The organism is Sphaerisporangium sp. NBC_01403 (assembly GCF_045040145.1).
Classification (GTDB): Bacteria; Actinomycetota; Actinomycetes; order Streptosporangiales; family Streptosporangiaceae; genus Sphaerisporangium; species Sphaerisporangium viridialbum.
This window is the reverse complement of the sequence record NZ_CP109534.1, coordinates 2,627,614-2,647,750: the sequence shown is the minus strand read 5'-3', so window position 1 is coordinate 2,647,750 and position 20,137 is coordinate 2,627,614. Positions and strand designations below refer to the sequence as shown.

13 protein-coding genes are annotated in these 20,137 nt (G+C 72.9%); 2 read left to right on the top strand and 11 right to left on the bottom strand.

Translation table 11 applies throughout. The features are described 5' to 3' along the window. Positions 1–25: 25 nt before the first annotated feature. Entirely contained in the window at positions 26–2,548 is a 2,523-nt protein-coding gene (locus tag OG589_RS11855; RefSeq protein ID WP_405148642.1) for a LuxR C-terminal-related transcriptional regulator, read from the top strand. A gap of 27 nt (positions 2,549–2,575) precedes the next feature. Here OG589_RS11855 and OG589_RS11850 read toward each other — a convergent pair whose 3' ends face one another. From OG589_RS11850 to OG589_RS11800, 11 genes are all read right to left on the bottom strand, one after another. Further along, the gene (locus tag OG589_RS11850) at positions 2,576–3,490 is read right to left on the bottom strand and encodes a dihydrodipicolinate synthase family protein (protein ID WP_405148640.1); all 915 of its coding nucleotides are present in this window, start codon (positions 3,488–3,490) and stop codon (positions 2,576–2,578) included. Positions 3,491–3,492: 2 nt separating this feature from the next. Next, positions 3,493–5,106 (bottom strand): FAD-dependent oxidoreductase, encoded by a 1,614-nt coding sequence (locus tag OG589_RS11845; RefSeq protein ID WP_405148638.1) that lies wholly within the window; start codon positions 5,104–5,106, stop codon positions 3,493–3,495. Between the two features lie 14 nt (positions 5,107–5,120). After that, positions 5,121–7,277: an amylo-alpha-1,6-glucosidase gene (locus OG589_RS11840; protein WP_405148636.1), complete on the bottom strand. Its 2,157-nt coding sequence runs from the start codon at positions 7,275–7,277 to the stop codon at positions 5,121–5,123. After that, positions 7,277–8,092 carry an ATP-binding cassette domain-containing protein gene (locus OG589_RS11835; RefSeq protein ID WP_405148635.1) on the bottom strand — a complete coding sequence of 272 codons (816 nt, stop codon included), beginning with the start codon at positions 8,090–8,092 and terminating at the stop codon, positions 7,277–7,279. The genes OG589_RS11840 and OG589_RS11835 overlap by 1 nt, the downstream gene beginning before the upstream one ends. Next, on the bottom strand, positions 8,089–9,108 hold the full coding sequence (locus OG589_RS11830; RefSeq protein WP_405148633.1) for an ABC transporter ATP-binding protein: 1,020 nt from the start codon (positions 9,106–9,108) through the stop codon (positions 8,089–8,091). The genes OG589_RS11835 and OG589_RS11830 overlap by 4 nt, the downstream gene beginning before the upstream one ends. Beyond that, complete coding sequence (locus tag OG589_RS11825; RefSeq protein ID WP_405148632.1) at positions 9,105–10,604, bottom strand: ABC transporter substrate-binding protein; 1,500 nt, start codon at positions 10,602–10,604, stop codon at positions 9,105–9,107. The genes OG589_RS11830 and OG589_RS11825 overlap by 4 nt, the downstream gene beginning before the upstream one ends. A 3-nt stretch (positions 10,605–10,607) precedes the next feature. Continuing rightward, positions 10,608–11,561, bottom strand: coding sequence for an ABC transporter permease (locus OG589_RS11820; protein ID WP_405148630.1), 954 nt, complete (start codon positions 11,559–11,561; stop codon positions 10,608–10,610). Continuing rightward, the gene (locus OG589_RS11815; protein WP_405148629.1) at positions 11,558–12,487 is read right to left on the bottom strand and encodes an ABC transporter permease; all 930 of its coding nucleotides are present in this window, start codon (positions 12,485–12,487) and stop codon (positions 11,558–11,560) included. The genes OG589_RS11820 and OG589_RS11815 overlap by 4 nt, the downstream gene beginning before the upstream one ends. Continuing rightward, positions 12,484–13,584 carry a LacI family DNA-binding transcriptional regulator gene (locus tag OG589_RS11810; protein ID WP_405148627.1) on the bottom strand — a complete coding sequence of 367 codons (1,101 nt, stop codon included), beginning with the start codon at positions 13,582–13,584 and terminating at the stop codon, positions 12,484–12,486. The genes OG589_RS11815 and OG589_RS11810 overlap by 4 nt, the downstream gene beginning before the upstream one ends. Before the next feature lie 207 nt (positions 13,585–13,791). Next, positions 13,792–15,309, bottom strand: coding sequence for an MFS transporter (locus tag OG589_RS11805; RefSeq protein WP_405148625.1), 1,518 nt, complete (start codon positions 15,307–15,309; stop codon positions 13,792–13,794). An 87-nt stretch (positions 15,310–15,396) separates the two neighbouring features. Beyond that, entirely contained in the window at positions 15,397–16,050 is a 654-nt protein-coding gene (locus OG589_RS11800) for a TetR/AcrR family transcriptional regulator (RefSeq protein ID WP_405148624.1), read from the bottom strand. Between the two features lie 367 nt (positions 16,051–16,417). On the opposite strand from OG589_RS11800, the gene OG589_RS11795 reads away from it, so the two are divergent. Next, the gene (locus tag OG589_RS11795; RefSeq protein ID WP_405148623.1) at positions 16,418–20,086 is read left to right on the top strand and encodes a choice-of-anchor D domain-containing protein; all 3,669 of its coding nucleotides are present in this window, start codon (positions 16,418–16,420) and stop codon (positions 20,084–20,086) included. The last annotated feature ends 51 nt before the right edge of the window (positions 20,087–20,137 follow it).

Sequence of the window (20,137 nt, the reverse complement as noted above, 5' to 3'; positions counted from 1 at the left end):
GACACATATCGGGGAATGGCCTGCCGTGGGCCGCGACGAGATCGTGCGGGAGATCCACCGTGTGCTGGCGCTCGCCTCGGGGCCGGGGGTGCTTCTCGTCGGCGAGGCCGGGGTGGGCAAGACCCGGCTCGCGGACCTCGTCCTGACCCGGCTCGCCGGCACAGGGGCGCTCGTCCTGCGCGGGGCCGCCACCGAGGCGACCACGGGCATCCCCGGCATGGGCCTCGCCAGCCTGCACGTCCACGGTGACGTCCGCGAGCCCGCCGCCGGACGGCTCGCGGACGCCGCCGCCCAGGGACGCCAGGTCGTCATCGGGATCGACGACGCCGACCATCTCGACGCGTCGTCGGCCGCGGCCATCTCGGGCCTCTCCGAGACCATGCGCCTCAAGCTGGTGCTCACCGCACGGCAGGGCACGATCCCCGACGTGGGCGGGGGCGGGCGGCCGGCCGTACTCCCCCTCGGCAGGCTCTCCCGGGACGCCCTCTCCGACCTGCTCACCCGCGTGCTCGGCGGGCAGGTCGACGGGCTCACCGCGCACATGCTGTGGCGGCTCACCCGGGGCAATCCGAGGCTGCTCCGGCGCGCCGTCGAGATCGGCCTCGAAACGGGCCGCTTCGCGCGTGAACGCGAGGTCTGGTCGTGGCGCGGGCGGGAACTCGGCCATCCTCGCGTGCGCGAGCTGGCCACCGCCGACCTCGGGACGTTCGAGGACGACCAGTCCAGGGCGCTGGAATACGTCGCGCTCAGCGGATCCCTCCCCCTGGAGGTCCTGGACTTCCTGGTCGGCCGGGAGGTCACGACCCGGCTGCTGGACCGCGCCGTCATCGCCCCCGCGGCCGGGCGCGTCCGCTTGGTCACGATGGCGCACCCCTTCTATGGGCAGGCCCTGCTGACCGGGCTCGGCACCCTCCGCCGCCGCCAGGCGTACCGGGACCTGGTGACGGCCGCCGGGCAGGCCGGCGTTCCCGGGCCTCACGACCCGCGGCTCGTGCTGTGGCGCCTCCGGGCCGACCTGCCCGTACCTGTCCACGCGACCGTCGCGGCGGGTGAGGCCGCCCTGGACGCCGGGGACGTCACGCTGGCCGGGGACCTCTCCGACCACATTCCCGGCCCACGCGGCGCGGCCCTGCGCGGGCAGTCGCTGATCGCGCGGGGGCGGCCCGGGGAAGGCGAGCGCCTGCTCGCCGAGCATTGCCCCGGCGGCGAGACCAGCGCCCTGCGGTCGCTCAGCCTGTTCTGGGGGCTGAACAGGGCGGCCGACGCGCGGGCCGAGCTGAGCCGGGCAAGGGAGTCACAGGCGGGGGCCGGCGAGGACCTCGACGTGGCGGACCTGTCGCTCGCGATCTTCACCAGGCGAGGCACCCGGCGCTCGCTCGACTTTTCGCCCCTCACCCCGCCCCGCGATCGCCGGCTCAACCCGCTGGTGGCCGAGGCGGCCGTGGCGCTGCGGGCGTACCACCTCACGTTCGGCGGCAGTCCCGCGCGGGTGGCAGGCGCGTTCGACGGCGAGACGCCGTTGCCCCTGCGGTGGCCCGCCATGCGCGGGTCCGCCGTCGCCTGCCACGTATACGCCCTCGTGCTGGCCGGCAGGCTCCGCGAGGCGGTCCCGCTCGCCGAGCGCCACTACGAGGAGGCCGTGCGGCGCGGGGAGCCCACCGAGGCCGTCCTCCTGAGCCACCAGCGGGGCCTGTGTGCGATGTGGGCCGGTCAGCCGAGACGCGCCCTCGCCCCGCTCCGCGAGGCGCGGGCGCTGGTGGACGACCACACGCCGTTTCCTGTCCGGGTGTTCATCGGCTGCGAGTACGCCGTCTGCGTCGCCACCCTGGGGCACCTCGACGAGGCGTACCATGAGCTCGACCGGCTCCGCGAGCGGATCCCGGATGACCTGGGCGTGCGTGACCGGGTCGAGTTCAGCCGGATCCGCCTGCTCGCGTACTCCGGCAGGCTGGCCTACGCGGCCGACCTCGCCGATCGGCTCGCGGATCAGTACCTGTCCGAGGCGCGGCTGACCACCGCCGTCGAGTGCGCCTACTTCCACGCCCGGCTCCGCCCCACCTCCCAGGCCGCCGAGCGGCTCCGCGCGGTCGCGGGCCGATGCGACAGCCCCCTGTTCGAGCTCTTCGCCCGCCACGCCGGCGCGCTGGCCACGCGGGACGCCGGATCGCTGCGCGCGGTCGCCACCGAGTTCACCGCCCTCGGCTACCTCGGCCTGGCTCTCGAAGCGTCCCTCGCCGCGAAGGCACGGCTCCCTGAGCAGCCCGCGGACCGGCGGCTCGCGGACCTCGCCGAGCTCTGCGACGGGTTCCACAGCCCGTGGCTGGACGCGGTGCCGCGCGCCTTTCCCCGGCTGACCAGCCGAGAGCGTGAGGTCTGCGAGCTGGCGGCCTCGGGCCTGAGCAACCCGGCGATCGCGGCGGATCTCGGCGTATCCGTGCGCACCGTGGCCAACCTCCTGGGGAGGGCCTACGAGAAGCTCGGCATCCGCAGCCGCCGGCACCTGGCCTCCGCGCTCGACCTGAAGCTGAGCGACCGCACCCCGGGGTGAGCACGGGCGCCGAGTCGGGCGGGGGTGTCATCTGTGTTCGCCGCCGAGCAGGTAGCGGCCGAGCGGCCTGACGGCGGCGGTCAGCCGGCGAAGCTCGTCCGGGGTGCAGGGGGCCAGAGGCGGGGCCGCGTGCGGCGGGCACAACCCCCATGAGGCGAGGAGCGCCTTGACCGAGGGCACGCCGGGCCGTACCGAGTGCAGGCCGGTGAGCTCGGTGACCAGCGACTGCAGGCGGCCGGTCTCGGCCCGGTCCCCCGAGTCGTGGGCCGCCACCAGGTCCAGGGCCAGCCTCGGCGCGAGGTTCGCGATGCCCGGCACGATGCCCCTCGCGCCCGCGCGCAGCGCGTCGGCGAGGCCCTGCTCGTACCCCTGGCTGACCGCGAAGTCCGGCCTGCGCCGCGCGGCCTCGATGACGTACGCCAGCAGCGGCCCGTCGCCGGAGGAGTCCTTGACGCCGGCCACGCCCGGCATCTCGATGAGCGCGTCCACGCAGGCCGGTGTGAGCGGGGTGGCGTAGCGGGGCGCGTTGTAGGCCACCACCGGCAGGCCGAGCCCGGCCACGGCCCGGTAGTGCGACAGGACCTCGCTCTCGGAGTGCCGGAAGTAGATGGGCGGGCTGAGGACGAGCGCGTCGGGTGACGCCTCGGCGGCCAGCTTCGCGCGGTACAGCGCCTCGTCGGTGCCGGGGGCCGTGACGTTGACCAGGATCACTCCCCCGGGCACCCTGGCACGCCAGAGCGCGGCCGTCTCGGCGACGAAGTCCCCGGTCAGGCCGGCGCGCACCAGCGGGCCCTCGCCGTTGCTGCCCAGCAGCATCAGCCGGCGCACGCCCGTGGCCGCGAGCGCGTCCAGCAGCGGGGCCGCCTCCGGGGCGGAGGGCACGCCCGGCCGGGACATCGGCGTCACCAGCGGCACCACGACGCCGTCCAGCAGTCCGGTCATGGCTAGTACCCCCTTACCTGGGGCCAGGACAGCTCGACGCCGTCCCTGACCAGCTCGGCCCGGAACCGTTCGAGGGCCGCGGTGTCCTCGTACACCTGGCCGGGTTCCAGCCGGTGTTCCAGGCAGTGCGCCGCCAGGGCTCCGGCGACCTCCCCCGCGTTCCACTCGACCGGGTGCAGCCGGTAGCAGCCGTTGGTGATGTGCGTGGTGCCGATGTTCTTCCCGGCGGCGAGCAGGTTGCGCACGCGCACCGGCAGCAGCGCCCCGAGCGGGATCTGGAACGGGCAGCTTCCGACGTCGATGTAGTTGTCGCCTCCCGTGGAGGGATGCAGGTCGATGCGGTACATGCCGACGCCGACCGAGTCCGCGTAGGACACCGCGCCGTGCTCGCCTCGGACCGCCAGGGAGAGGTCCTGCTCGACGACGGTGCGCCGGGCGCGGATCCGCCGCGACTCGCGGATGTACGGCGCCTTGGCCAGCCCGTCGGCGGTGCCCATGACGTCGGGGCGCAGGCGCAGGCCCGGCCATCCCGTGCCGCCGTCGGGCCTCGGGGCCTCGGTCTGCAGCCAGTAGAGCATGCTCAGCGAGAGCTGCCGCGCCCCGTCGAGGTGCTTGTCCCGCTCCGCGCCGGACACCCCGATCAGCGGGCCGGGGAGGTAGTCGATCATCGGCCAATTGACGGTGACGACGTCGCTGTCCAGGGCGCCGGGCTCGAACAGCTCCCTGGCCAGGATGCGCCGGAAGACCCACAGATCGCGGTCGCCCGCGTCGAGGCTCTGGTCGGCGGTCACCGGCCCGGTGGGCGCGTGGGGCACGAAGGTGCGGCCGATCGGCGCCAGCGTCCGGGGGTCCGGGGCGACCAGGCTGAGCAGACGGTCCGGCCAGAACGGCGGCCGGTAGTCCCGCCAGAAGCCGTACTGGTCCGGCCGGTCGATGGTGTGGTCCTCCCCCTCGCGGTGCTCGATCGCGAACGTCCAGGAGAACGCCTGCATGTTGTCCGGCTGCGCGACCACAGGAGCGCTCGGCTCGCCGGTGTCGGACCTGGACTCGAAGCCGGTCACGTGCTCGACGTTCGCGAGCGGCAGCAGGTCGCCCAGTTCGGTCGCGTCCAGGATGTACGGGGCGGTGGCGTGGACCACCTCGCCGTCCGGTCCTTCGAGGGACACGCCGCTGATCCGGTCGCCGTCCACCTCCGCGGCGACGGGGCGGTGCCGGTAGAGGATCCGCAGCCGGCCCGCGGCGAGGTGGCGGCCCACCATCGCCTCCAGCACGGCCGCCGCGACCCTCGGCTCGTGGCAGAGCCTGCTCACCCTGCCGAGGCCCGGGTTGAGGTCGGGCAGCGCGCGGGCGTCCGGGGTGAGCGGGTACCAGGCGCGGTAGTGGTCCCTGATGGACTCGCGCAGCGCCCGGTAGGACCGGGTGGCGCCGAACTGCTCGATCCAGGGGTGCTCGTCCGGCGGCACTCCCTGGCTGGTGAGCTGCCCGCCGAGCCAGTCGGTCTCTTCCGAGAGCAGCACGCGCCGCCCGCGCCGCAGCGCCGCCAGCGCCGCGGCGACGCCGCCCAGCCCGCCGCCCACCACCAGGACGTCACTCCACACAGCCGTTTGGCCGGCCACTCGCCCATCACTCCTCATGATCGAATACTCAGACTGAACGCGGTGGCCTCCGGGCTCGGCACGCCGAGGCGCACCAGTCCCCGGGCGTCGGCCCCCGCCCGCCATGCGGCGTCGCCCACCCGTACCTCGACCACCACGCCCGGAGCGGCGTCCGACGGGACCCCGGCGAGGAAGTCGCCCGGCTCAGGGAGCGTGACCACCCCCCGCACGCGGCGGGAGGCACGCTCGTACCCCGTCACCTCGGCACCGGCGGGCAGGTCGAGCAGCGGGCGGCCGTCGAGCTCGACGGCGAGCCGGTCCCCGGCCCGTACGGCGAGGCGGCCCTCCGACAGCGCGAGGCCTTCGACCGACGCGTGCCTGCCGGGGTGGGCGAACCGCCACCCCTCCGGCCGGGGGTCGGCGAGCTCCTGGACGGCCAGGTAGCCGAGCAGGCCTCCCCAGCCCATCAGCCCGTCGGAACGGGCCTCGAGCGCCCGCACGTCCTCCCCCGGCACGATCGGGTAGTTCTCCCGGACGTGGCTGTGCTCGGTCCACTCGCGGAGGAACAGCCGGAGCAGTGCGTCGACGATCGGCCCGCTGTGCCCGTCGAGCCCGTACCGGCGCAGCCCCTCGACTGCCAGGAACGCCATGGGCGCCCACACCCGGCCCCGCCAGTAGCGGGTGCTGAACCCGGGGTCGTCGCGGGCGGTGCTGGGCAGCGGCGGGTCGCCGCCGAGCGTGCCGGGCGACAGCAGGTCGTTCACCAGCGCCTCGGCCCGCTCCGGGTCGGGCAGGCCCGCCAGCAGCGGGTACAGCAGCGTCGGCGAGGTGTGCCCGGAGAAGCGGCCGTCCGCCCACCGGTTGCCGTACCGGCCGCGCTCGGTGTCCCAGAGCAGGTCGCGGGTGCGCTCCGCGAGGCGGTCGCCGTCCCGCGCGAGCGTCTCGGCCGCCTCCGCGTGGCCGAGGAGTCCCGCGATCCGGGCCAGCGCCTCCGCGTCGGCGACGTACAGGGCGTTGAGCCCGGCGTCGGCCAGGTTCATGGTGTGCGTGGCCTCGTCGAGCACCGCGTCGTCGTACATCGGAGAGTCGTCCAGCCCGGACTCCCTGCGCGCCCGGTCGATCGTGGCCGACCCCGGGTCGCCTTCGACCGGGTCGGACCCCCAGGCCAGCAGCCCGTGCGGGCCGCGCCGGGCGGACGCCCACCAGGCGTGCCAGTCCCGCAGCACCGGGTACGCCCGCTGGAGCAGCTCGCGGCGGCGGGACTCGCCGGACAGGCCGCTGCCGAGGTAGGCCTTCAGCACGGTGTAGGCGCCCACCGGGGGCTGGGAACGGTCGTCGGTGCGCCCGAGGTCGTCGCTGACGCGGTTCGGCAGCATGCCGTCCGCGCCCGCCTGGTCCAGGATCTGCGCGAAGATCCCCTCGGCGTAGGCGGGATCGGCCCACGCGGCGACGAGCCCGGTGAAGAACGTGTCCCACGTGTGCAGCGCCCACTTGCCGTAGAACCCCTCCCTCGCGCGGCAGACGAAGTCCCGCGAGGTCGGCGTGAGCACCCTGCCGAGGTCGGGGACGAAGATGGTGTTCCAGGTCAGCGCCCGGGTCATGGCGTCGCCGGCGTCCCCCAGCCAGCCGGAGGTGCGCAGGCGGGCCGCGTCGGCCTCCTCCATCGCCCGGCCGACCCGGGCGCGTACGCTCCCGGCGGCGCCCGTCCTGCTCAGGCGGATCTCGGCGGCGTCGCCGCGGAACACCAGGCCCTCGGGGAGCACGCCGGGCGCGGAAGAGCACTCCAGCAGCCAGACGCCGCCGCCGTGCTCCACGACGATGCCCTTGCCCGGCTCGTCGCGGACGGCGACGGCGGCGCCGCCGAACCCCGGGGCCTCGTCGAGGAGGAGGACGAGTTCCGCCGCGCCCGGGCCCCGGTCCGCGAGGACGTCCAGCTCGTCGTCGCCGCCGCGCGCCTGGAGACGCAGCTCGGTGCCGTGGGCGTGGACGGTGACGGCGCAGTACCCGCCGTCCGGCGTGTGGTGGCCGAGCCGGACCAGGCCGCAGCGCCAGGTGAACGCGTCGAAGACCTCTCCCCGCGGGGAGCGGAGCGCGAACCGGGCGCGCAGGCCGGTGGGCAGGTGCACCCAGGCGGTGTGGTGCTCGACGTCCCAGGTGTTCCACCCCCTCGGCTCGGGAATGGTGGCGGCCATCAGCCCTCCGCTCCTTCGATGTCGAGAGCCGCGTCGAGCAGCTCCCTGGTGTACGGGTGCCGGGGTTCGGCGAACAGCGTTTCGGTGTCCCCGGTCTCGACCAGCTCTCCGCGCCGCATGACCGCCACCCGGTGGGCGATCTGCCGCACGACGCCGAGGTCGTGGGTGATGAACAGGATGGACAGGTCGTGGCGTTCCCGCAGGTCCACGAGCAGCCGCAGGATCTGCGCCTGCACCGAGACGTCCAGCGCCGACACCGCCTCGTCGCAGACCAGCAGCCTCGGCCTCAGCGCCAGCGCCCTGGCGATGCTGACCCGCTGGCACTGCCCGCCCGACAGCTCGGCGGGGCGCCGGCCGATGACGGTGGCGTCCAGGCCGACCTGGTCGAGCAGGGTGCGGACCGCGGCGGCGCGGTCTCCGTCCGGCGCCGCCGAGGGGTGCGCCTCCCAGCCCTCGGCGACGATCCGCCCCACGGTCAGCCGGGGGTTCAGCGACGACCTGGGGTCCTGGAACACCATCTGGATCGAACGGCGCAGCGCGGGCGGCCGGCGGGCCTCCAGCCGCCGGCCGTCGAAGGTGAGCCCACCGGCGCTCGGCCGGGTGAGGCCGACGACGCACCGGGCCACCGTCGTCTTCCCCGAGCCGGACTCGCCGACCAGCGCCAGCGTCTCGTTCCTGCCTATTCGCAGGTCGACGCCCGCCACAGCCTCGACCCTGGTGCCGTTCGGACGCCAGGGCCGCCGCGCCCGCCCGAAGGCGGCCCGCAGGCCCCGCACCTCCAGCAAGGGGTCAGAGGACGCCCACAGGGGTGTCACGCCGCGACCTCCTCGGCGAAGTGGCAGGCGCTCCAGCGGCCCGGCGCGACCTCTCGCACGGCCGGCACCTCGGTCGCGCAGCGCTCGCGCGCCATCGGGCAGCGCGGGTGGAAGGCGCACCCGCCGGGCCGGGCCAGCGGACTGGCGGGCGCGCCGGGCAGCGGGGCGACGAGCGGGCTCGTGGCCCGCACCGCCGGCACGCTGGCGGCCAGCGCCTTGGTGTACGGATGCCGTGGCGCGCGCAGGAGCTCGCGCGTGGGGCCGCGCTCACAGACCCGGCCGGCGTAGAGCACCACCAGGTCGTGCGACACATGGGACATGACCCGCAGGTCATGGCTGACCAGCAGCATGGACATGTGGCGCTCGTCCTGCAGGGTGCGCAGCAGCCGCAGGATGCGGGCCTGCACGGTGACGTCCAGCGCGGTGGTCGGCTCGTCCGCGAGCACCAGCGACGGCTCGCCGGCCAGCGCCAGCGCGATCATCGCCCGCTGCCGCATGCCGCCCGAGAACTGGTGCGGGTAGTCACGTGCCCGCCTGCCCGCGTCCGGGATGCCCGCGAGGCTCAGCAGCTCGACCGCCGCCCTCGCCGCCCGGCGGCGGGACGCGCCGTTGCGCCGCAGGAACTCGCCGACCTGGCGGCCGATGCGCTGGCTCGGGTTGAGCGCGGACACGGGGTCCTGGAAGATCATGGAGATCTCGCTGCCGCGCACCTGCCTGCGCCGGCGGTCGCCGGCGGCGAGCAGGTCCTCCTGTCGCAGGCGGATGCTCCCGGTCGTGGCCGCCCTCGGCGGCAGCAGGCCGATGACCGCCATCGCGAGCATCGTCTTGCCGCTGCCCGACTCGCCGATGAGGCCGGTGGTACGGCCGGACCGGACGGTGAAGGTCACGTCGTCGAGGATCGGAGCCGCGTTCCCCCCAGCCGGGAGGAACACGCTGAGGCGCTCCACCCGCAGCAGGTCCCCCGGCTCGGCCGGCGCCGCCCCGGGCATCAGGGGCACGCTCGCGGGCGAGCTCATGAAAGCGTCACGGTGGAGAAGTCCGGCAGGTAGCTGGGGCTGGGCTCAAGGCCGTGCACATTCGACCGCCAGGCGTAGGCGATCTTCAGCGACATCGGGTACATGCCGACCGCGTCGGACCAGATGATCTGCGCCGCCTTGGCGTACAGGGCCTTGCGCTCGCCGACGTCGCTGGTGGAGCCCGCCCCGCCGAGTACGCGGTCGAGCTCGGGATTGCAGTAGCCGTTGCGCTTGGCCGCGCAGGTGTACAGCCGCCCGAGGTTGGTCGCCGCGTCGAACGTCGGCGTCGACAGCGACTGGAAGTTGATGTCCCAGTTCATGGCGAGCAGGTCCTTGAGGAAGACAGCGCTCTCCTTCTCGGCCGGCTCCGCCTTGACGCCGATCTTCGCCAGGTCGGCGGCGACCGCCTGGGTGAACTGGCGGAACTCCGCGCCGCTGAACTGCAGCTTGAGCGGCTTCGCGAAGTCGAACCCGGCGGCCTTCAGCGCCGCGCGAGCGGCGTCCGGGTCGTACCGCACCGGGTCCTGCGGCGCGTAGCCGAGCACGGAGGGGGCGACGACGGACTTGGACGGCTCACCGGTCTGCGGGTACAGCGCCTTGATGATGGCCTCGAAGTCGACCGCCTGCCACAGCGCGCGGCGCACCTCGGGCCGTTCCAGCGCGGGCCGCGACGAGTTGAACCACATGGTGTACACCGACGTGGCGGGGACCGTCTTCACGGTGACGTTCCCGTCGCCCGAGAGCTGGCCGAGCTGGTCGTCCGGGATGCCCCAGGTGGCCTGGATCTCGCCGGTGCGCAGGGCGGTCATCCGCGCGGAGATCTCCGGGATGACCCGGAGCACCAGCCGGCCCACCTTCGGGACGCTGCCGTAGTACCGCGTGTTCGGGACGAGCTCGACGACCTGACCCGGCGTGAACCGGTCGACCACGAACGGCCCCGAGCCGACGGGCTTGGCGAACGAGGTGTCGGCGACGCCGGAGGGGGTGATGAAGAAGAGCGTGAGCTTGCCGGGCAGCGCGGGCTCGGGAGCGGCCACCGTGAACACGACGGTGTCCGGCCCGCTCGCCTTGACGCTCACCCCGGGGAAGTTGCCCGCGTTGGGCCCCTTGAGGTCGATCATCCGGTTGAAGGACGCGACGACGTCCTCGGAGTCCAGCGCGGACCCGTCGGAGAACGCCGCGCCGCCACGCAGCGCGAAGGTCCACTCCGTGGCGTCGGCGTTGGGCTGCCACTTCGTCGCGAGGTCGCCGACGAGCTCACCGCTGGTGGACGCCCGCACCAGCCGGCTGTAGATGGCCTGGCCGGCGATCTGCGTGCCGGTGGCGGCGCCCGCGGCGCCGTGCGGGTCGAGCGCCTCGGTGGGGTACGGGCTCGCGACGGTCAGCGTGCCGCCACCGGCTCCGGCCTCGGGGGTGGACGTGGTGGAACATGCGGCGGAAAGGCTCAACGCGACGACCACTGCGAGGGTCGCCTGCGCGCGTCGGCGCACTGCCATCGGTTACTCCTTACGGGGGCCGTGAGCGCGGCCGCTCGCGGTGGTGAGGGTGAAGCTGGGGGCGCCACGGCGGGCGCCGGTCCGGAAGAAGGCGTTGAACTGGTCGCCCAGCAGGCCGACGCTCACGACCAGGAGCGCCAGCGCGAGCCCGGGGAACAGCGAGATCCACCAGGCGGTGGACAGGTACTCCTTGCCGGTCGCGATCGTCTGGCCCCACGAGACCGACGAGGGCGGAAGGCCGATGCCGAGGAAGCTCAGCCCGGCCTCGGCGAGCACGACGAGGCCGAACTCGATGGTGGTCAGGGCGACCACCGGCCCGACGACGAAGGGAAGGACGTGGCGGGTCATGATCGTGCGCCGCGGCAGTCCCATGACCCGGGCCGCCGCCACCCACTCGCGGTCGCGCAGGGCCAGGGCCGAGCCGCGCGACAGCCGGGCGAACGAGATCCACCCGGTGAGGGCGAGCGCCACCACGACGACCGCGACGCTCCGGCTGAACAGGCCGGCGACGACGATGGCCAGCACGATGCCGGGGAACGCCAGCAGCACGTCCACCGACCGGCTGAGCAGCGCGTCGACGAGGCCGCCCGTGTAGCCGGCGACGACCCCGACGGTGACCCCGACGACGGCGGACAGCGCCACGGTCAGGGCGCCGATGAGCACCGAGGTCCGGGCCCCGTGGATCACCTGGCCGAGCACGTCGCGGCCGAGCGGGTCGGTGCCGAGCCAGGCGGTCGTGCCGTGGCCGGTCACCGAGCCGGGCCCGAGGAGCCGGTCGGCCAGGGACGTGGCCACCGGGTCGTAGCCGACCAGCAGCGGACCGGCCAGCGCGACGGCCGCGTAGAGACCGACGATCACGGCGGGGATCCAGCGCACCCACCCGCCGCGCCTGGGCCTCACCGTGCGGGCCGGGGTCGCGGGCAGGCCGGGTGACGGCTTGGTGAGGGCGCTCGTCATGATCTCGCTCCGGTGCGGATGCGCGGGTCCAGGAGGGCGTACGACAGGTCGGCCAGCAGGTTGAGCACGACGACGATGCCCGCGACGAGCAGCGCGGCCGCCTGGACGACGGCGTAGTCACGGGTGCTCACAGACTCGACCACCAGCGAGCCGAGGCCGGGCCACGCGAAGACGTTCTCGACGATGACCGCGCCGCCGAGCAGCGCGCCCATCTGCAGGCCGATGATGGTGACCACAGGGACCAGCGAGTTGCGCAGCGCGTGCCCGGTGAGGGCCTGCGCGCTGGTCAGCCCCTTCGACCGGGCCGTCTGGATGTACGGCTCCTGCATCGCGTCGGCGACGCTCGTACGGGTGATGCGCGCGACGATGGCGGTGAACGGCAGCGCGAGGGTGACCGAGGGCAGGATCAGGTGCTGCGGCGACCCGACCCCCGAGCTGGGCAGCAGGCCGAGCGTCGCGGTGAACAGCAGCACCAGCATGATGCCGGCCCAGAAGGTCGGCATGCCCTGCAGCAGGATCGTGATGGCGGAGACCAGCCGGTCGAGACGGCTGTTCGGGCGGTAGCCCGCGAGCATCCCGAGCGCGAGGCCGGCGACCGTGGCGATCAGGGTGGCGGCCACCGTCAGCTCGGCGGTCGCCTGGACGCGGTCCAGCACGACGTCCATGGCGGGCATGCCGAACCGGTACGACTGCCCGAAGTCCAGGTGCGCGAGCCGGCCCAGGTACGACAGGTACTGCGCCACCAGACCCTGGTCGAGCCCCATGCGCTCCCGCAGCGCCGCGACCTCGTCCGCGCCCGCGTCCGGCCCCAGCAGGAGCGAGGCGGGGTCGCCGGGCGCCAGCCGGATCAGGGTGAACATCAGCGTCACCGCGCCCCACAGCACGAAGACGCCGACGGCCAGGCGGCGGGTGACGAGGGAGCTCACCGCCGTCCTCCCGGGCGTCGCGGAGCCGCGACCGTCTGGCCGGGGATCTGGACGCAGTCCAGCAGCACCTGCCGTGCCTCGCCGTCGTCGGCGTCGAGGAGCTGGATCAGCAGGCGTACGGCCTGCCGCCCCATCTCCGGCCGGGGGATGGCGAACCTGGTCCAGTCGTGCGCCCTGCCGGCGAGGGACGGGTCGCCGAGCAGGGCGACCGACAGGTCGTCCGGAATCGACAGCCCGGCCGCCGCCGCGGCCGCCTCTATGCCGGCGGCGACGGAGTCGTCCTCGCTCGGCTCGGCGACGATCGCCGTCACTCCGCTGTCGGCCCACGCCCGCAGGTCGGCCTCGGTGACGGCGCCTGACGCGGGCAGCCGGTGGACGACGGCGGCGTCCGCGCCCAGGCCGGACGCCTTGAGGCCCTGCCGGTAGCCGCGCTCGCGGTCGCGCGTGGGCTCGGCGCCGCCGCGTTCCCGGGCGAACAGGATGCGCCGGTGGCCGAGCTCGGCGAGGCGGCACACCAGGTCACGGGTGGCGGAGGCGTAGTCGGCGGCCACGTACGACAGTTGCGCGCCGGGCACTGCCCTGCGCCCGATGAAGACGAACGGGTAGTCCTCCCGTACGAGCTCGGCCAGCTCGGCCCTGCGCACGTGCCGCCCGAGGAGCACGGCGCCGTCGGCCAGCTTCAGCCGGTTGACGCCGTCGACGTAGATCCTGCGAGGTCCCGAAGCGCCCGCCGAGCTGAAGAGCACCAGGTCGTAGCCCTGGTCGGCCACCTCCTCCTCGACGCCGAGGAGGAAGGGGAAGTAGAAGTCGCGCTGGTCGGTCGGGAAGACCGCCTCGAACGTGAAGAGCCCGAGCAGCTGGTTCCGCGCGCCCTTGAGGCTGCGCGCGGCGGCGTTGACCCGGTAGCCGAGCTCCCGCACGGCGTCGAGCACCCTGGCCCGGGTCTCGGGGCTCAGCCTGGCAGGTCGCTCCGGCGTCTCGTTGATGACCTGCGAGACCGTGGCCTGGGAAACCCCCGCGTGACGCGCCAGGTCGACCTGCGTCGGCGGCCGCCTGCGCCGCCCCGATGCCGGATTGCCCGGTAGGTGCTCGCTCATGGGCGCGCCTCCCTTCGGTGATACGTATCAGCATCTATACGTATTACTTGTGATACGTATCACCGAAGTTAGGACACAGATCGACAAGCCGTCCAGACAGCGGCCGGAAACGTTTCGGTAACACCGGAAGCCTTCGCGCGACCCCGTGCGGCGGGCATGAAGAAGGGGCCCGGCTCATGCCGGGCCCCTTCCCATATGCCAGTGGAATCAGTGCGCGAGCACCGGGATCGCTGGGGTGTCGTCCTGCTCGCCCTCGGCGGACGCGGCGGGGTTGCCGCCCTGGTGGCCGGTGGTGACGAGCGTGAGCACGATGGCGGCGGACAGCACCAGGATGCCCACGGCCCACCAGATCGCCGCGGCATAGCCGTGCACCGCCGCCTGGTTGGCGAAGGCGGCCGTGCCGAGGCCGCGCGCCTCGGCGGCGTGCGAGGTGGCCCAGGTGGTGGCGGCGCCGGCGGCGATGGTGTTCAGCAGGGCGGTGCCGATGGCGCCACCGACCTGCTGCGAGGTGTTGACCATCGCAGAGGCCACACCCGCGTCGCGCGGCTTGACGCCGTAGGTGGCCAGGCTCATCGCCGGCATGAACGCGGTGCCCATGCCGAGGCCGAGCAGGAGCTGCGCGGGCAGCACCAGGCCGACGTACGAGCTGTCGGTCTCCATCTGGGTGAGGATCAGCATGCCGAGCGCCGCGAGCAGGAAGCCCGGTGCCATCAGCAGCCTCGGTGAGACGCGGGTCATCAGGCGGGCGCCGATCTGCGTCGAGCCGGTGATCATGCCCGCGACCATCGGCAGGAAGGCGAACCCCGACTGCACCGGCGTGTAACCCTTGACGATCTGCAGGTAGTAGGTGAGGAAGAGGAACAGTCCGAACATCGCGATGGTGGCCAGGCCGAGCGACAGGTACACGCCGGCGCGGTTCCGGTCGGTCAGCACGCGCAGCGGCAGCAGCGGCGCCCGTACCTTGGTCTCGACCAGCACGAAGGCGGCGAGCAGCACGACGGCCGCGACGAACAGGCCGATGGTGACGCCCGCGGTCCAGCCGTCGGACTGGGCGCGGGTGAAGGCGTAGACCAGGGAGACCAGGCCGAGGGTGGCGAGGACGACGCCGGGGATGTCGAGGCTGCTGCCGTTGCGGGTGCCGGCGGGCTCGCGGATGAGGAGGAAGGCGCCCGCCGCGGCGACGGCGGCGAAGGGGATGTTGACGAAGAAGGTCCAGCGCCAGTCGAGGTACTCGGTGAGGAAGCCTCCGAGGATCAGGCCGACCGCACCGCCGCCGCCCGCGACGGCGCCGTAGATGCCGAACGCTTTGGCACGTTCCCGTGACTCGGTGAACATGACCGCGAGCAGCGACAACGCGGCCGGGGCCAGCAGCGCGCCGAACGCGCCCTGGAGCGCGCGGGCACCGAGCAGCATGGCCTCGTTGGCCGCCGCGCCGCCGAGCGCGGAGGCTCCCGCGAAGCCGATCAGGCCGGCGGTGAAGGCACGCTTGCGGCCCCACAGGTCCGCGATGCGGCCGCCGAAGAGCAGCAGCCCGCCGAACGCCAGGGCGTAGGCGGTGATCACCCACTGGCGGTTGGCGTCGGAGATGCCGAGATCCGCCTGGGCGGAGGGAAGCGCGATGTTCACGATCGTCGCGTCGAGCACGACCATCAGCTGGGCTATGGCGATGATTGCGAGGGCTTTCCAGCGGCGGGGGTCCAAGGGGACCTGGGCCGTTTCAGGCATGGGTCAACTCACTATCGGTGAAAGCGAAAAATGGCGTAAGAGAAGTGATCAGTGGTAGGGGGACTCAGACGGTCGGCGTGATCCTGGTCAGCCGCGTCCCTTGAGGTCCTCGAAGGTGGCGGGGGCTCCGGGCAGCGTGGACCGCGCGGGAGCGCGCAGGCCGTCGAGGAAGAGCTGCAGATGACGCTCCACGAACCTGTCGAGACGCAGGCACGTGGTGCCCGGCAGCGGCCGGGTGAGCTGTGGCAGTGCGATCAGGATGTCACCGGCGCCCACGTCGGACCGGAGCAGGCCGGAGTCGCGCGCCTGCTCCATGATGTCCTCCAGGGCCCTTTCGAGGCGAACGCGTTTCTCGGCGAGCTCGGCGGCGATCGGCTCGCAACCGTCGGACAGCATCGGGCAGAGGGCCCCGATCCGCTCGCCGGCCGCGCCGTGCACGAAACGCCGAAGCGCCTCGAACGCGTCCGGCGCCTCGGCGAGCGCCGATTCGGCCAGCTCCACTATGCGGTCCATGACCTCCAGGGTCACCTGGCGGATCAGCTCCGGGCGGTCGGTGAAGTGCCGGTAGATGGTCGCGTTGCCCACCCCGGCCCGCCGCGCGATCTGGTCGAGGGTCACCTCGGCGCCGTACTCCACGAACGCCTCGCGCGCGGCGGCCACGATCCGCTCCCGGTTGCGCGACGCGTCCGCCCGCATCCGGGGACCGTGGCTCCGCTCGGCGGTCGTGTTCACGGTGCCCATGGCGGCAACCCTTTCTGTTCACCTGCCGTACGAATCGGGGACTTGTTCCCCGTTTCCCGAACGTAGGTGCAAACGGGGACACCCTCCCCGGAAATTTCACGAAGCCCTGTGACCTGCATCACATCACGCTGAGTACGCCCAGTTCACCCGTCTCGGGCACCCGCCGCCGGTGTGCGCGGATCGCCCTCAGGGGTCACCACCGGCCTCGTAGCGGAAACAGCGCAATGTAGTCGTTACATTGCAGGGAACCGCTGAAATCTTGCAGACATCTGTTCGTCATTTTAAGGTGTGGGTACCCCCCGGGCACCACCGGTCTGTGTCACTGGCCGCGAAGCGTCCGGCTCTTCGTTGGATGAAGGGTCAGTCGATGAACAAGTCCGGCAGGCTGAAGGCCTGGACGATCGCCACGGTCGTGGCGCTGACGGCGGGAGGGCTGGCCTTCGTGCCGGGCACCTCCGCCTCGGCGGCCACACGAGCCGACTCCCCGTTCGACTTCCCGGGACGCGGCGCCACCGTGCCCTTCGCGGAGATCGAAGCAGAAGACGCCGTCACCTCAGGCCAGGTGATCGGCCCCGACCGCATATACGGTCATCTCCCCTCCGAGGCGTCGGGCCGCAGGGCGGTGACGCTCAGCGGGTCCGGCCAGTATGTGGAATTCACCCTCACCAGACCGGCCAACGCGATGTCGCTGCGCTACAGCGTGCCGGACAACGCCGCAGGAACCGGCCAGAACACCACCGCCGACCTGCGGGTCAACGGCACGCACCTGAAGGACCTCGCCCTTACCTCGCGGTACGGCTGGTACTACGGCGGCTACCCGTTCAACAACAACCCCGGCGACACCAACCCCCACCACTTCTACGACGAGACGCGGACCATGTTCGGGTCCACGCTCGCCGCGGGCGCCAAGGTCCGGGTGCAGTCCAACGGCGGCATCCCGATCACCGTCGACCTGGCGGACTTCGAGGTCGTGCCCGGCCCGATCGCCCGGCCCGCCGGGTCGCTGTCGGTCGACGACTTCGGCGCCGCGCGCAACGGCACCACCGACTCCACGGCCGCCTTCCAGGCCGCGGTGGACGCCGGCAAGGCGCAGGGCAAGGTCGTCTACATCCCCGAGGGCACCTACACCCTGTGGGACCACGTCGTCGTGGACGGCGTGACCCTGGCCGGAGCGGGCCCCTGGTACAGCGTGCTGACCGGGCGCCACCCCACCCAGCGCAACCGGGGCGTCGGCGTCTACGGCAAGTACGTCCAGGGCGGCGGCTACGGAGGCGAGATCCGGCCGCAGGAGGCCGGCGGCCCGAGCCGCAACGTCACGCTCAAGGACTTCGCCATCATCGGCGAGATCACAGAGCGTGAGGACAACGACCAGGTCAACGCCATGGGCGGCGCGATGACCGACTCGGTCGTCGACAACGTCTGGATGCAGCACACCAAGGTCGGCGCCTGGATGGACGGCCCGATGGACAACTTCACCATCAAGAACAGCCGCATCCTGGACCAGACCGCCGACGGCGTGAACTTCCACACCGGCGTGACCAACTCGACGGTGACCAACACCTTCGTGCGCAACACCGGCGACGACGGCCTGGCCATGTGGCCGGAGCGGGTGCCGAACGTCAACGACTCGTTCACGCACAACACGGTGATCCTGCCGATCCTGGCGAACAACATCGTCACCTACGGCGGCAGGGACATCAAGATCACCGACAACGTGGTCAGCGACACGATCTCCAACGGCGGCGGCATCCACATCGCCAACCGCTACCCGGGCGTCAACTCCGGCCAGGGCACCGCGGTCGCCGGCACGATCACCGCCGCGCGCAACACCCTGCTCCGTGCGGGCAACAACGACTTCAACTGGCACTTCGGCGTCGGCGCCATCTGGTTCAGCGGGCTCAACGAGCCGGTGAACGCGACCATCAACGTCACCGACACCGACATCCTGGACAGCTCGTACGCCGCCATCCACTTCATCGAGGGCAGCACCAAGACCGTCAACTTCAACAACGTCAACATCGACGGCACCGGCACGTACATGATCCAGGCGCAGTCGGGGGCCACGACGACGTTCACCAACGTCAAGGCCAACCACATCGGCGCGGGCGTCGCCATCCACAACTGCGTCGGCACGAGCTTCACACCGACCGTCGGCACGGGCAACACCGGCTGGAGCCCCACCTCCACCACCTGCACCGGCACCTGGCCCGACCCGAACTACATCTACCCCGGCGGCGGCGGCACCACGGGCGGCCTGTCCGGCTCCCCCGGCCTCGTCTCCTTCGAGGCGCGCCAGGTCGGCAGCACCAGCCCCGCACAGGCCGTCACCATCTCGAACGGAGCCACCACGGCGGCCCCGATCGGCTCGGTGACCGTCAGCGGCGACTACGCCCAGACCAACAACTGCGGCAGCTCCCTTGCCGCGGGCGCGTCCTGCACGGTCAACGTCACCTTCAAGCCGACCGCGACCGGCACCCGCACCGGCACGCTCACGGTCGCCAGCAGCGCCCCCGGCGGTCCCGTGACCGTCAGCCTCACCGGAAGCGGCACCAACGGCGTCGCGCTGACCGCCTCCCCCGGCAGCCTGTCCTTCGGGGCGCGGCAGTCCGGCACGACCAGCCCGGCGCAGGCCGTCACCGTCACCAACAGCGGCACCGCGGCGGCGACCCTGAGCGGCGTCACCACCACCGGTGACTACGCCCAGACCACCACCTGCGGCAGCTCGCTGGCCGCGGGCGCGTCCTGCACGGTCAGCGTCACCTTCACCCCGACCGCCTCCGGCAGCCGGCCCGGCACCGTCAAGGTGGCGAGCAACGACGTGAACAGCCCCCTGACGGTGAACCTCTCCGGCAGCGGCATCACCTCGACCACCAACCTCGCCCTCGGCGCGACGATGACGGCGAGCAGCTCCAACGGCGGGTTCCCGCCCGGCAACGCCAACGACGACAACACCGGCACCTACTGGGAGTCCAACAGCAACGCCTTCCCGCAGTGGCTGCAGGCCGACCTCGGCAGCGCGCAGAGCATCGGCTCTGTCACCCTCAAGCTCCCGCCGCCCGCGGCGTGGGCGACCAGGACGCAGACCCTGTCCGTCCAGGGCAGCACCGACGGCACGACCTGGACGACCCTGAAGGCCTCCGCCGCCTACACCTTCAACCCCGCGAGCGGCAACACCGTCACCATCCCCCTGACCACCGCCACCGCGCGGCAGGTCCGGCTGAACTTCACCGCCAACTCCGGCTGGCCCGCGGCGCAGATGGCCGAGTTCCAGATCTTCCCCGGCGGCGGCGGCCCCGCCCCGACCGTGTCACTGGCGGCCTCCCCGGCCAGCCTCGCGTTCGCCGCGAGGACGGTCGGCACCACCAGCCCGGCGCAGGCCGTGACGGTCACCAACAACGGCACCGGATCGGCCACGCTCGGCACGGTCGCCACCACCGGTGACTACGCGCAGACCAAGACCTGCGGCGCCACGCTGGCCGCCGGCGCGTCCTGCACGGTCAACGTCACCTTCACCCCGACCGCGACGGGCACCCGCACGGGCACCCTGAGCGTGGCCAGCAACGACCCGAACGGCCCGCTGACCGTCGCCCTCACCGGCACCGGCGGCACCGCTCCTGCCACCAACCTGGCGCAGGGCAGGCCGACCACCGAGACCAGCCACTCGCAGGTGTACGGCTCGGGCAACGCCGTCGACGGCAACGCGAGCACCTACTGGGAGTCGGCCAACAACGCCTTCCCGCAGTCGATCACCGTCGACCTCGGGTCCGCCGTCAGCGTCAGCCGGATAGTGCTCAAGCTGCCCCCGGCCACCGACTGGGCCACCCGCACCCAGACGCTCACCGTCCTCGGCAGCACCGACGGGACGAACTTCACCAACGTCGTCGGCTCGGCGGCGTACACCTTCAACCCGGCCACCGGCAACACGGCCACGATCACCTTCCCGGCCACCAGCAGGCGCCACCTGCGCCTGACCTTCACCGCCAACAGCGGCTGGCCCGCCGGCCAGCTGTCGGAGTTCGAGGTCTACGCCTCGTAGTCCTCGTAACAGGCCCGGGAGTGCCGGAGGGGGCGTGCACGCCTCCTCCGG

Excerpts from the sequence above, each read along its gene's own strand:
- OG589_RS11850 (WP_405148640.1), bottom strand. The coding sequence starts at position 3,490 with ATGACCGGACTGCTGGACGGCGTCGTGGTGCCGCTGGTGACGCCGATG.
- OG589_RS11840 (WP_405148636.1), bottom strand. The coding sequence starts at position 7,277 with ATGGCCGCCACCATTCCCGAGCCGAGGGGGTGGAACACCTGGGACGTC.
- OG589_RS11830 (WP_405148633.1), bottom strand. The coding sequence starts at position 9,108 with ATGAGCTCGCCCGCGAGCGTGCCCCTGATGCCCGGGGCGGCGCCGGCC.
- OG589_RS11825 (WP_405148632.1), bottom strand. The coding sequence starts at position 10,604 with ATGGCAGTGCGCCGACGCGCGCAGGCGACCCTCGCAGTGGTCGTCGCG.
- OG589_RS11820 (WP_405148630.1), bottom strand. The coding sequence starts at position 11,561 with ATGACGAGCGCCCTCACCAAGCCGTCACCCGGCCTGCCCGCGACCCCG.
- OG589_RS11810 (WP_405148627.1), bottom strand. The coding sequence starts at position 13,584 with ATGAGCGAGCACCTACCGGGCAATCCGGCATCGGGGCGGCGCAGGCGG.
- OG589_RS11805 (WP_405148625.1), bottom strand. The coding sequence starts at position 15,309 with ATGCCTGAAACGGCCCAGGTCCCCTTGGACCCCCGCCGCTGGAAAGCC.
- OG589_RS11800 (WP_405148624.1), bottom strand. The coding sequence starts at position 16,050 with ATGGGCACCGTGAACACGACCGCCGAGCGGAGCCACGGTCCCCGGATG.
- OG589_RS11795 (WP_405148623.1), top strand. The coding sequence starts at position 16,418 with ATGAACAAGTCCGGCAGGCTGAAGGCCTGGACGATCGCCACGGTCGTG.